At 50.0% G+C, this 12,305-nt stretch carries 16 protein-coding genes; 8 read left to right on the top strand and 8 right to left on the bottom strand.

Annotated elements, in window-relative coordinates; genetic code table 11:
* Genes flgM through Ga0123461_RS00835 form a run of 8 tightly spaced genes read left to right on the top strand, consistent with a single transcriptional unit; the run spans position 1 to position 5,475 of the window.
* Positions 1 to 294, top strand: coding sequence for a flagellar biosynthesis anti-sigma factor FlgM (gene flgM, locus Ga0123461_RS00800; RefSeq protein WP_100276608.1), 294 nt, complete (start codon positions 1 to 3; stop codon positions 292 to 294).
* Complete coding sequence (gene flgN / locus Ga0123461_RS00805) at positions 288 to 737, top strand: flagellar export chaperone FlgN (protein ID WP_100276609.1); 450 nt, start codon at positions 288 to 290, stop codon at positions 735 to 737. Before flgM ends, flgN begins: the two co-directional genes overlap by 7 nt.
* The gene (gene flgK, locus Ga0123461_RS00810) at positions 734 to 2,455 is read left to right on the top strand and encodes a flagellar hook-associated protein FlgK (RefSeq protein ID WP_100276610.1); all 1,722 of its coding nucleotides are present in this window, start codon (positions 734 to 736) and stop codon (positions 2,453 to 2,455) included. Before flgN ends, flgK begins: the two co-directional genes overlap by 4 nt.
* On the top strand, positions 2,452 to 3,333 hold the full coding sequence (locus Ga0123461_RS00815; RefSeq protein ID WP_100276611.1) for a flagellin N-terminal helical domain-containing protein: 882 nt from the start codon (positions 2,452 to 2,454) through the stop codon (positions 3,331 to 3,333). The genes flgK and Ga0123461_RS00815 overlap by 4 nt, the downstream gene beginning before the upstream one ends.
* Positions 3,330 to 3,557 carry a carbon storage regulator gene (locus Ga0123461_RS00820; RefSeq protein WP_100276612.1) on the top strand — a complete coding sequence of 76 codons (228 nt, stop codon included), beginning with the start codon at positions 3,330 to 3,332 and terminating at the stop codon, positions 3,555 to 3,557. Before Ga0123461_RS00815 ends, Ga0123461_RS00820 begins: the two co-directional genes overlap by 4 nt.
* Positions 3,547 to 4,002, top strand: a complete 456-nt coding sequence (gene fliW / locus Ga0123461_RS00825) for a flagellar assembly protein FliW (RefSeq protein ID WP_100276613.1) — start codon at positions 3,547 to 3,549, stop codon at positions 4,000 to 4,002. Before Ga0123461_RS00820 ends, fliW begins: the two co-directional genes overlap by 11 nt.
* 42 nt (positions 4,003 to 4,044) lie before the next feature.
* The gene (gene csrA, locus Ga0123461_RS00830; RefSeq protein WP_100276614.1) at positions 4,045 to 4,272 is read left to right on the top strand and encodes a carbon storage regulator CsrA; all 228 of its coding nucleotides are present in this window, start codon (positions 4,045 to 4,047) and stop codon (positions 4,270 to 4,272) included.
* Between the two features lie 39 nt (positions 4,273 to 4,311).
* Positions 4,312 to 5,475 (top strand): transglycosylase SLT domain-containing protein, encoded by a 1,164-nt coding sequence (locus tag Ga0123461_RS00835; protein WP_198507082.1) that lies wholly within the window; start codon positions 4,312 to 4,314, stop codon positions 5,473 to 5,475.
* Positions 5,476 to 5,591: 116 nt separating this feature from the next.
* On the opposite strand, the gene fliT is transcribed toward Ga0123461_RS00835, so the two are convergent.
* The 8 genes from fliT to Ga0123461_RS00875 form a co-directional block, all read right to left on the bottom strand.
* Complete coding sequence (gene fliT, locus Ga0123461_RS00840; protein WP_472436456.1) at positions 5,592 to 5,909, bottom strand: flagellar protein FliT; 318 nt, start codon at positions 5,907 to 5,909, stop codon at positions 5,592 to 5,594.
* Complete coding sequence (gene fliS / locus Ga0123461_RS00845; protein WP_100276617.1) at positions 5,909 to 6,310, bottom strand: flagellar export chaperone FliS; 402 nt, start codon at positions 6,308 to 6,310, stop codon at positions 5,909 to 5,911. Before fliS (Ga0123461_RS00845) ends, fliT begins: the two co-directional genes overlap by 1 nt.
* Positions 6,311 to 6,321: 11 nt before the next feature.
* Entirely contained in the window at positions 6,322 to 8,700 is a 2,379-nt protein-coding gene (fliD, locus tag Ga0123461_RS00850) for a flagellar filament capping protein FliD (protein ID WP_100276618.1), read from the bottom strand.
* A gap of 11 nt (positions 8,701 to 8,711) precedes the next feature.
* Positions 8,712 to 9,077 carry a flagellar protein FlaG gene (locus Ga0123461_RS00855; RefSeq protein ID WP_100276619.1) on the bottom strand — a complete coding sequence of 122 codons (366 nt, stop codon included), beginning with the start codon at positions 9,075 to 9,077 and terminating at the stop codon, positions 8,712 to 8,714.
* Between the two features lie 108 nt (positions 9,078 to 9,185).
* The gene (locus Ga0123461_RS00860; protein WP_198507145.1) at positions 9,186 to 10,016 is read right to left on the bottom strand and encodes a flagellin; all 831 of its coding nucleotides are present in this window, start codon (positions 10,014 to 10,016) and stop codon (positions 9,186 to 9,188) included.
* Positions 10,017 to 10,354: 338 nt separating this feature from the next.
* Entirely contained in the window at positions 10,355 to 10,753 is a 399-nt protein-coding gene (gene fliS, locus Ga0123461_RS00865; protein WP_100276621.1) for a flagellar export chaperone FliS, read from the bottom strand.
* Between the two features lie 107 nt (positions 10,754 to 10,860).
* Entirely contained in the window at positions 10,861 to 11,232 is a 372-nt protein-coding gene (locus Ga0123461_RS00870) for a flagellar protein FlaG (protein ID WP_100276622.1), read from the bottom strand.
* A 109-nt stretch (positions 11,233 to 11,341) separates the two neighbouring features.
* A complete protein-coding gene (locus Ga0123461_RS00875) occupies positions 11,342 to 12,172 on the bottom strand; it encodes a flagellin (RefSeq protein WP_198507146.1) in 831 nt (276 codons plus the stop codon).
* Positions 12,173 to 12,305: the final 133 nt, after the last annotated feature.

Here is a 12,305-nt window from a genome sequence, read left to right on the forward strand (position 1 = left end):
ATGGTACGAATTGACAAATCGACAGGTATTAATGCTCCGGCTGCCATGGGGTCAGCAAAGAAAAAGCGTGAGACCAACAAGGGCGGTTCAACAGCTAAAGGCGGACAGATTCATGTTGGCGATGCATCAGCTCTGCGTGAGAAAGCAAAGGTTATGTTATCCGACATATCCGACGTGCGTATGGAGCGAATCGAAGAGATTCGCAATGCACTGGAGGATGGCAGCTATCAGGTCAATGAACAGGATGTTGCAGTGCAGATTGTAACCAACGCCTTGGGAGAAAAACCATGGTAATGCACTCCCAGGCAGCTGAAAACCTGCAATCCCTTCTCAAGGAGATGGACTCCTCTATCGCTGCAATCGAAGAAATCATTCCGCTGGAGCAGGCAGCCATAGGTCAACTTGACGCTAAGGAAATTCTTAGACTGACAGAAAAGAGAAAGCTGCTCTGGCAGGAACTTAAGGGCAGTAAATCTCAGTGCCAGCTGCTGTTTCAGCAGCATGATATGCCGCAGGAGAGCGGCCTCAGTCAGTTTATTGACGCCTATCTGGCAGAAGATGCTGAAGACCTTCACAGGCAGCGGCAGGAGCTCAATGAACGGATTATAACCATCAGCCGGGAGAATGAATTCAATGCCATTCGCCTCAAGGCCGCTGGAGATACTGTTGCCAGTACCCTGCAAGGTCTCGGACTGATGAAAACCAATGCTACTTACGGTCAGGATGGCACGCTGTGATTGTCCGGACCCTTCAAGTCGCATCCAAAAGCCTGACAACTCAGCAGCAGGCCATGGATACAGTTTCGCAGAATATTGCCAACGTAAATACACCGGGTTATTCACGCCAGACGGCTAATCTCACCACCTCCAGGCCAGACAGGATCGGGGTAATGAACTTCGGAAATGGTGTCGAACTGGCAAGTATTACTCGCTCCATGGACCCTTTGGTGGCCAACGCCCAGGTCTCTAATAACTCCCTGTCATCCTTTGCCAATACGATGAGGGATGGGTTGACTAGTGTTGAAGCCACCTTCGGCAGTCTTGGGGCTCCGGGGCTAACCTCCACACTGGATGCATTCTTCACCGCTCAGCAGCAGCTTACCAACTCACCTGGTGACCCGATTACCCGAACAGATATGGTGGCCAAAGCGAACGACTTTACAAACCTGACTACCAGTATGCAGCAGCAGCTGGTTTCAAGGCAGCAAAGCGCCGACGTGGAAGTCGGTGTACAGGTCGATAATGTCAATATAGTGCTTGATAAAATTGCTGAGCTGAACAAGCAGATTGTTCGCAATGAAACCGGAGGTCAGGTTTCTGGTGCAGCTAACGACCTGAGAGACCAGCGAGACCTCGCCATCATGGAGTTGGCAGCAATTATCCCTATTCAGCGGGTGACCACACAAAACGGTGGTCTTATGTTACAAACGCCCGGAGGAGACTTGCTTGTTCAGGATGGATTAGTGCGTCACCTGCAAATGGGGCCGGTTGCGGGTTCCTCTTTTAGTCAGGTTCAGTTTGCTGATAGTGGGCTGCCTGCGACAGGCATTGAAAGCGGGGGGAAAATCGGCGGCCTTGTAACAATCAGGGACTCCCAACTGGCCAGCTATATTGATGCGCTCGACAGCCTAGCTCAGAATATTATTTTCTCTGTCAACCAAATGCATGCGGGTGGCACGGGCACAACAGCCGTAACCAGTTACACATCGGGACTTCCTGCTGCCAATGCTGCAGCTCCAGTAAGCGGTGATGCTGCTATTCCCTTTGCTTCCAAAATAGTAAATGGCTCCTTCACCATACATGTTCTGGATGGCCCTCCGGCAACCAATCCAGGTGGTACAGCCATCAATATCACGGCGGGCACAACTAGTCTCAACCAGATTGCTGCCGACATATCAGCCGTTGCAGGTGTTACGGCTACTGTCGATGCATCAGGCGCTTTGGTCATCAATGGCGGAGCAAACCGCGTTGCTTTCTCTAATGACAGCAGTAATTTTTTAGCTGCCTATGAGATCAATACATTCTTCCATGGCGGCGGAGCTTCAGACATCAGTGTTGATGCAGCAATCGTGGGTGACCCTGGGCGTATTGCTACCGCCACCGCAGACGCCACTACCTCTGCCGTGGCAATCATGGATAACAGCGCTGCCATGAATATCCTTGCTCTGCGCGATCAAGCTATGAATGTGGATGGAGGCACACCTTCAACCCTGATTCAGCGCGCTGCCAATATGGCTGGCCAGTTTGGCCTGGATGTTGCCACCGCCACTCAGGAAAGCGTATTTCGCACAGCTCAGGCGGCCGCCCTTTCAGTCCAGCGTGAGTCTGTTTCCGGAGTAAACCTGGATGAGGAGATGATTAATATGATGGTCTTTCAACGTAGCTATGAGGCTTCTGCCAAGGTTATCCAGACAGCGAACCAAATGCTTACTACTTTGATGGGGATACTGCGATGAGAATCACATCACAAAGCATCTATGATTCGCTACTGGCCGGCATTCGCAATCAGATGCAGGTGCAGCGTGATGGGGCGGATCAGGTCAGTAGTGGCAGGCGCTTCTCCAGTCCGAGCCAGGATGGCGTTGCCTATAAAACATCACTGGATATCCGCCATGTCCAGAGCGGTATTGATTCAAGCCTTAGCGCTATCGGTGTGGCAAAGTTGCGGCTGGGCGTCAGTGAAAATGCTCTGGCGCAATTCATTCCAATCATGCAGAGAGCCCAAGTTCTTGCCGTTCAGCAAGCGAACTCAGGGCTTACTGCCAGCGAGCGCCAGACTGCTGCTGTAGAGGTCGCGGCACTGGAAAACCAGCTGATTTCTCTGGCAAACACTGCCTTTGAAGGCAAGTCCTTGTTTGCCGGCACAGCTACGGACGTACAACCCATTCAGATAGATGCTCTTGGAAATGCTGTCTATCAGGGTAATACCCAGGATAGAACCGTAGCCATTACTCCGACAGAAAGTATGGTCAGTAATGTGCGAGGAGACCACACAGCATTCACACAGGTCTTTTCATCCATCAAGTCGTTGAAAGACTCACTTAGTGGCAATAATGTGCCTGGCATTCAGGCCTCTATCGACCTGCTATCCAGCGCTTCCAGTGCAATGGTAGGCCTTGACGCCGAGGTCGGTGGTAAACTGAACTCTATTAATTTACGCGAAGAGACGCTGCTGAATATGAAGACACAGATGCTGATTAAGCTTAACCAACACGAAGGCGTAGATTTAGCAGCAGTGGCCACAAATCTGAAGCAGTCGGAGTCATCTCTGCAGGCAGCTTATGTTCAAGTATCCAACTTCAACAAACTGAGCCTGGTAAACTTCCTGAGATGATAGTCCTGCGCAGGACGCTTGGGCAGGCAATTCATATAGGCGATGATATCCGGATTGTTGTTACTGAAACCGAAAAAAATGGTCGAGTTCATCTGGGCATAGAAGCACCAGATGCAGTCAGTATTCATCGCCTGGAAATTTACGAGAAGATTCAGGCCGAAAACTTCGCAGCTATCAACGGCAACATTTTGGATTGGCTCAAGGGGATATCAAATGAAGGGTAAAAGCGCAGGCTGGAAAGCAAAAATTGAAGTCGATGATGCAAAGCTTCTAAGTTTTCCTCATGGTATGGTTGGATTCTCTGAAGATAGAGAGTTCGTTGTTCTGAACTCTGGCACTGGCGACATCGTTTGCCTCCAGTCCACTAAACGACCCGAAGCATCTTTCCTGATGACCCTCTGGGATAATGAGCGATTAGGTTCACCACCACCCCTGACCCCGGACCAAAAGGCAACGCTAAAGCATAGTGACGACTCTCAGTTGCTCTGGTTCTTGGTGCTCAATCCGTTTGCTGATAAGGACTGGGTACTGGCCAATCTGAAAGCTCCTGTAGCGATGAACCTGGATCGCGGGATTGGTATGCAATGCATTCAGGCGAATCCAAAGCTTGAGCTTCGCTACCAATGGATGCCACAGCCATCTAAGGCTGATGACAAGAAAGCGGCCTGATGCAGTCGGCAATACTATTAACTCAGGGGCGATAATTTATTTATGCTCATCCTCTCTCGCATGGCTGGTGAAACGATCATGATCGGCAACGACATCCGCATTCAGGTGCTCTCAAGTAAGAACGGCCAGGTACGCATTGGCATCAATGCTCCCAGAAGTATCCCCGTTAAACGTGAAGAGATAATCAATCAGGAAAAAACAGAGGTGTCGGATGACTTACCCGCTATTGAGACGCCTGCTTTATCTAAACAGGGTTCAGAACCGATCTAGCCCATCAAGTTTGGCATGGTCAATGCTTAGTAATAAATGATGAGTCCGCCAACCATAGCCCAACCGATTATTCAAGAAACGCATCTGCGCACAAACAACCGTATGCGCCCGGTTGCAAATGGCCAGGCGGATGCATTTCGTCAATCACTGAGAACCCATGTCAACAACCACAAAGCCGACGAAGCGAACCTGAAGCGAATCATTCACAAGGCAGCGCAATCCAACGGTCTTGATCCGGGCTTGATAAGGGCTGTGATTCAGGCGCAGAGCAATTGTGATCCCAAAGCTATTTCTCCGGCAGGAGCGCAGGGTTTAATGCAGCTGATGCCGGAAACAGCTGCCGAGCTCGGCATCACTGATGCATTTGATCCGGAACAGAATGTCATGGGTGCCAGCCGCTACCTGAAAAGCCTCGTTGATCGCTACGATGGTGATATGGGCCGTGCCCTTAGAGCTTATACATGGGGTATGGGGAATGTGGATAGGAATCCGAATCCACCACCGCTGGAGGTTGAAAGGTTTGTTGCAAAGGTCTCCGCAGCAGCATCTCTGGGTGTCGCAACAGAGCGGACACCCACCAGTACCCTGTTGGCTGAAATGTCAGCTGCTGTCCAAATCAGGCCAGAACAAACGTTCCGGTTGGATGCGGTTCAATACAAAGCGAAGCGAAGTGGTGTGGATGGCATTATTCATCAGGCGGCTCAACACTATAAGCTGAATCCAGACCTGATTGCTGCTGTTATCCATACCGAAAGTAATTTTGACAAAAATGCCGTATCACACGCCGGAGCTCAGGGGCTGATGCAGTTGATGCCAGCTACGGCAGCGGAACTCGGCGTCACAAACCCTTTTGATCCAGAGCAGAACATCATGGGTGCCAGTCGCTACCTGAAGGGGCTTGTTGAGCGCTACGATGGTGACCTGCGCCTTGCTCTTGCCGCTTATAACTGGGGAATGGGGAACCTTGAACGTCACCCCGGCAGGCTGCCTGCAGAGACATCAAACTACATTGCAAAGGTACTGGCCTTGATTCCGACAGAGGTGAAATATACCGTGGCTACAGGTGAAATGACTCCTGCTGCGGAGCAGCGTTCGCGACAGGTGGGGCAAGAAGCAATATCCCCTGACAAAATATCACCAACCATTGGGCAGGCGACACAGGCCTATGCTCCTGATTCTCTTCGGATAAAAACCAGCGTCTGATTCTAAGGGGATGAAAGCCCTCACCATTGAGGAGTCTAAACCCTATGTGGTTCGATTTTTTTAATGATAAGTAGTCTGAAAGTGTGAATTAAACTGCGCATGTGCCCCTATATCTGTCAACTCAGGGTAGAGGCCACCTGACTGGAGCTGTTTAGTCTTTTGCTGGCGCCTTCAACAGCAGAAAGTTTATCAGCTGTTTCTTTTAACTTCTGTGAGACAAGCCTCTGCAGTCGACGATGCTGCTGATCAAGGTGTACCATGGCCTGCAGGGCAGCATTATCCATATCGCCTGCAGTGACCTCCGCTTTCAGCCGCATGAAGGTTTGCTCATATTCAGACTCAAACGTTGAGAGTTTCTGCCACTTGTCTGCCCGTATAAAGCGCAGCATGCTCTCTATTAGGCGCAGACAATGTGAAATATGGTGGTCAATCATTAATAACCATTGACCTGTCTTGACTGGGAGGGTGAATTGCCGTCAGCAAGCCCCTGCCACCCTTCGCGAAGGGTGTTTGCAAGTGCCAACACCTCATCAATAGCTTCTGCAATGTCACCGCCAGCATTAGCTTCTATGAGCCTTCGGTTCATATAGGCATAAAGGCTGCCTAGGCTGCTAGCGATTGTTCCTCCATTTTCTGAATCCAGACTTGTAACAAGCTCGACAAGTGCTTCTATTGCGCGAGAAAGGTTTTGTGCCTCCGCGGCATAGTTTTTCTCCTCACCTGCGAACTTGGCAAGGTTCAATGACTTAATCAAAACATCATAAGTCAAAAGCACCAACTCAAGCGGGTTGGCACCCTCTACCTGAACGCCGCGATATTTTTGATATCCTGTCATCGAATTCTCCTCTATCTCTGGTTCGAACTCATTGCATTGATCTGCTGGCCCAGCCATGCACCTGTAGCATTGGATTGAGACATAAATCGTTCCATCGCCAAGAACTGGCTCATAAGACGCTCCCGCTCCTTACCTAGTTGTAAGGTCAGGCTGTCAATCTGTGACTGTAGGCTGTCATATGTACTAACCGATGAATCAATACTCATCTGAGTTAGACCGGTAACAGGAAACGTATAAGCCTCTAGAGTGCTGCTCATTTGGGCTGCAAGCCCAAGGTTCACGGACATAGTACCAATAGCGCCAGTGGCTGTTCCGGAGTAGGCCAACAATAAGCCATCAATATTGCCGCTGCTTCCGGTAAGTACTTGTCCATTTCCGGTGGCAGCAATTCCTCCAATTGTTCCAGCTACATCCTGACCAGCATATGTCTGGTCTATAATGCCTAGGTTATTGGCGGACTGTGCAACCGTGAAACTCTCCGCGGATCCATAATCATTGCTCTGCAGTTGCAGGAAGTTTCCAGAAGCGGCGGCTGTAAGTTGCATGGCATGACGCCCCTCCTGAACAACCGTATCAGCTCCGAATGCAAGGGATCCGCCGCCCTCATTGTTAGCGGTCATAGAGAGTGTAAGGTTGCTATCCCCTGTCTGGTTGTCGGTAATGGTGACCTGTCCTGATGCATTCAAACTGGCCGTAATATTCTGCCCAAATTCCACCTGAATGGAGGCCAAAAGATCCGCAATAGTGTCAGTTGCCGGGTCCGAAACAGTAAAGGCATAGTTAACTGCAGAGCCGAATCGGCTTGTGCCGCCAATAGTAATGGTATCGCCCGCCACAATTCCAAGGCTGCCACCGGCGCCATCGGTCAAATCCTGCAACAGCGATGCGCTGGTGGCAGGCGTACCAAGCCCGGTGACCAGAGCCGTGCTCATCTGGCGCTGCTCTGTATAGGTTGCAGCAAACTCAGCATTAAGAGCAGAAGCAATACTACTCAAACTCTGGCCATTGGTAAGGTTTACTACAGCCTGGCGAGCTGATCCATCTGTAATGGTCACCTGCTCGGCTCCGGCAAGTCCGGCCGAAAGGTCTGTTGCGCCAGTTGCTGTAGCCTGCAGGGCAGCAGCTGTAATATTCACTGCATAGCTGCCAGCTACTGTGTTCGCTCCATATGTTAGGAATTCCAAGGCAGAATTGTCGCTCGTGCCACTTGCAGCGAAAAGATCCCGTACGGAGTTAGGGTCAGTGGTCAGCAGGTTGTCCAGTCTGGATGAGTTGATGCCAAGATGTCCTTTACTGTCCGGCTCTACGCCGATCATGGCCAAGCTGTTTCTGTCGCTGGCCAAGCCCGAAACAGTGGTAAGCAGGCTTCCAGCTAGCTGAGACTTGACCTGACGTAATAAAGACTCATTGGCAAGAGGGCCACTTGTCTTGGTATCAGGATTGAAAGTCATTTGCGCATTGATGAAGTCCATTACCTCGTTGTAGCTATCTACAACCGCTTGGACCTTCCCCTTTACAGCCGTCGCATCAATAGACGTATTCACTGTGATGGTTGTAGCTGGATCGGCACTTTTCAAATCAAGCGTATAGCCGGCAAGGGCATCGCTGATCGAGTTGCTTTCACGGCTAATTGTAATGTTGTCCACATCGATAGAGGCATCAGCCGCGGCCTGCAGGGTTTGCCTTGCATTACCCTGGGCAGTAGCACCAAGCTGTAGGTTGGCAAGACCTCCAGCCGCATCCAGGTCTGTACCGGCAAGATTTACCACACCATTGGTCAAGCCGGTATCATCGGCGGCCAGAACCAAGCGGAAATCACTGGTTCCAACCTTGAGAATGCTTGCGCTCACGCCAGTGGCATCACTTCCCGTATTCAACTGGTTGATTTTATCCCTTATGTCTCGAAGTGAGTCCGTGCTTGCCACATCGATAGTTTTTGCGCTCGCGGATTTACCCTGAATGGTAAAAGTTCCAGCTGTGTAGCCTAAGCCAGCCGTATCACTAGTGATGGCGGTGCCTGTTGAATCTTTGACGGCTGAACTTGAGCCCAGTTTCTCAGCCGCAGCCAGCTGATTTACCTTAATGGTGTGGCTGCCCGTTGCAGCGCTTGATGATGGTGTTACAGTCAGTAGTGAATCTGCACTCGTAGCGGTGTTGCTTCCAAGCGTTGACTGATTTACCAGGAAGTTAGCTTGATTGGCCAGTTCGAGAAACTTGGAACGCAGTGATGAGAGTGATGAGTCCAGTTGACTAATGAGCCTCTGCTTGATCAACTCATCAGCCTGCTTATCTTGCAAGAGGGTTACCTTTCTACCCTCAATCTTCATTAGCTGATCGACAATGTTTGCCGAATCAATGCCTGACGACAATCCTGATATGCTACTCACCATTTTGAACGCTCCTAGGCATTCCTATCAAGGATCATGCCAATCATCTCACTCATGGCGGCCTGCTGCTCAATCAGCTTCTTGGGCGGAATTTCCCGCACGACTTCGCCTGTTGCGTTATCCTTGATCTGCACATAGAGCCGGTTCAAACGCTCTTCATAACCAAAGCTCAATCGTTCACTTGAAGCTGCTGTCAATCGGGCATTCGCTTGATCAACGGCTTTCTTAATAGCTTCATTGTCAATAGGTGTGTCTTGCTTCTGTAGTGTTTTATCTAAATCTTTCGAGTTGCTTACAACAAGGGGCTTTTGCTGCGCCGCTGTTCCTATGGCACTAGAAGTAGTTGCTGATGAAGATGAAATTGCACTTATTTCATTCATAACAATTTACCTCCTTTTAATTTATTGAGATGAGAGAAGCCGGCAAAGGTATTGCCTCAACCGGCCCCTCTTTCTACTCATGGATTAAGTGTTCTATATCTGTTTCGATTAACGGAACAGTGAAAGAACGTTCTGCGAAGACTGGTTGGCCTGAGCCAGCATTGATGTGCCAGCCTGCACCAGAACCTGAGACTTCGTGAAGTCAGCCATCTCTTTCGCCATGTCGGCATCCTTGATGGTTGAGATCGAGGCACTTACCTGCTCCATCTGAGTCGCCAGATTAGCACTTACGTAGCTCAGCTGGTTCACAGCAGCACCGAATGCAGCACGGTCTGTGGTCAGGCCGTCCAGTGCAGTATTGAGGGTGTCAATAGCTGCAGCAGCGCCAGAGGCAGAAGCAAGGTCAATGGCAGTAATGCCCAAGCCAGTTGAAGCTGTAGTGAAGTCTGCACTGAAATCAACCGCCACCTGGTCATTAGCACTGTTTGCAGCGCCAACCTGGAAGGTGGTAGTGGAAGCTCCGCTACCGTCGAGCAGCTTGGTGCCGTTGTAGTTAACACCGTTGGCGATTTTGTCGATCTGACCAAGAAGGTTAGCAGCCTCGCCAGCCAGCTTGGTGCGCTCATTTGAACCGTTGTTCGCACTTGAAGCCTGAGTTGCCAGAACCTGCAAACGACGAACCATGTTCTCAATCTCATTTACACCAGATTCAGCAGTTTTCACCATGGCGGTTGCCTGAAGTGAATTCTGAGAAGCTGCTTCCAGCTTGCCTTTTTCGCCCTGAAGCTTAGCTGAAATCGCATAACCTGCTGCATCGTCTGATGCAGAGTTAATCCGGAAGCCCGAAGACAAGCGCTCCAGTGACTTGTTCATGTTTGACGAGTTGATGTTCATGTTCTTCAGGGCTGAGATTGAACCCATGTTGGTTTGTACGGACATTGCCATAATATTCTCTCCTTAGTATGTTAAATAGGTTACGTAAACGACATCATGCCCTGTTACGTTCGAGCCTCTGGGCTCTTCCGGTAAGGTTCTTTCTCCCGGCACATATATCTATCGACAGAGAGATCTCCAACTTTAATTTTTTTTCAGATATTTCTGGCTGCTGAAGAGGCAGTCGCGATTGGGCTGTGGGCGGAAGAGGCTAACTACCCCGGTTGCGGCACAAAAGAAGCCGGCCAGAGGTTGCCCCCTGGCCGGCTTCTTTCTTTTTATTGCTGTTTAAGCTGTTCTATATCTGTTTCGATTAACGGAACAGTGAATGGTGTTGATTATCATTAATAACCATTAACCTGTCTTGCTTGGGGGGCTGAGTTAGCGTCGGCCAAGCCCTGCCACCCTTCCCGCAGGGTATTTGCTAGTGATAGCACCTCATCAATGGCAGCAGTTGTGTCGCCGGCGCTACCCTCCATGATTCTGCGACTCATATAGGTGTAGAGGTTGCCTAAGCTGGCGGCTATTGCACCACCATTCTCCATGTCGAGGCTGGTAACAAGCTCAACCAGCGCTGCAATTGCTCGTGAAAGTTGATCCGCTTCGGCTGCATGGTTGTTCTCTTCCCCTGCAAGCTTGGCCAGGCTCAGGGATTTGATCAAAACATCATAGGTCAAAAGGATAAGTTCCAATGGGTTAGCCCCTTCTACCTGTACACCGCGATACTTCTGATATCCTGTCATGCTAATCTCCTATTATCCCTGATAAAGGCGCTGAGTTGATTTTTGACCTGACCATGAAACTGCTGCCAAGCCTGATACACAGGTGGAGCTAATCAAGACGAATGCTGCTACGCACTCCTGTCAAGGATGATGCCAATCATTTCACTCATGGCGGCCTGCTGCTCAATCAGCTTCTTGGGCGGAATTTCCCGCACGACTTCGCCTGTTGCGTTATCCTTGATCTGTACATAGAGCCGATTCAATCGCTCTTCATAACCAAAGCTCAGATGCTGGTTGGATGCTGCTGTCAGCTGGGTGTTCGCCTGCGCGACGAGCTTCTTAACGGTCTCGCTATCAACAGGTTTTTCTTGCTGCTGTAGCGAATTGACTGCTTTTTCTTCAGTTGAAACTGGTTGTTTTTGTTGCTGAATCTTTGGTTGCGTTGCGGCACTAGAAGTAGCTGTTGATGAAGCAATACTATTAATATTGATCGCATTCATAACAATTTACCTCCTTTTAATTTATTGAGATGAGAGAAGCCGGCAAAGGTATTGCCTCAACCGGCCCCTCTTTCTACTCATGGCTTAAGCTGTTCTATATCTGTTTCGATTAACGGAACAGTGAAAGAACGTTCTGCGAAGACTGGTTGGCCTGAGCCAGCATTGATGTGCCAGCCTGTACCAGTACCTGAGACTTCGTGAAGTCAGCCATCTCTTTCGCCATGTCAGCATCCTTGATGGTTGAGATCGAGGCACTTACCTGCTCCATCTGAGTCGCCAGGTTAGCACTTACGTAGCTCAGCTGGTTCACAGCAGCACCGAATGCAGCACGGTCTGTGGTCAGGCCGTCCAGTGCAGTATTGAGGGTGTCAATAGCTGCAGCAGCGCCAGAGGCAGAAGCAAGGTCAATGGCAGTAATGCCCAAGCCAGTTGAAGCTGTAGTGAAGTCTGCACTGAAATCAACCGCCACCTGGTCATTAGCACTGTTTGCAGCGCCAACCTGGAAGGTGGTAGTGGAAGCTCCGCTACCGTCGAGCAGCTTGGTGCCGTTGTAGTTAACACCGTTGGCGATTTTGTCGATCTGACCAAGAAGGTTAGCAGCCTCGCCAGCCAGTTTGGTGCGCTCATTTGCACCGTTGTTCGCACTTGAAGCCTGAGTTGCCAGAACCTGCAAACGACGAACCATGTTCTCAATCTCATTTACACCAGATTCAGCAGTTTTCACCATGGCGGTTGCCTGAAGTGAATTCTGAGAAGCTGCTTCCAGCTTGCCTTTTTCGCCCTGAAGCTTGGCTGAAATCGCATAACCTGCCGCATCGTCTGATGCAGAGTTAATCCGGAAGCCCGAAGACAGGCGCTCCAGTGACTTGTTCATGTTGTTTGAGTTGATGTTCATGTTCTTCAGGGCTGAAATGGAACCCATGTTGGTTTGTACGGACATTGGCATAATAATCTCTCCTTAGTATGTTAAATAGGTTACGTAAACGACATCATGCCCTGTTACGTTCGAGCCTCTGGGCTCTTCCGGTAAGGTTCTTTCTCCCGGCACATATATCTATCGACAGAGAGATCTC

It is taken from the genome of Mariprofundus aestuarium, from assembly GCF_002795805.1.
GTDB classification, from domain to species: Bacteria; Pseudomonadota; Zetaproteobacteria; order Mariprofundales; family Mariprofundaceae; genus Mariprofundus; species Mariprofundus aestuarium.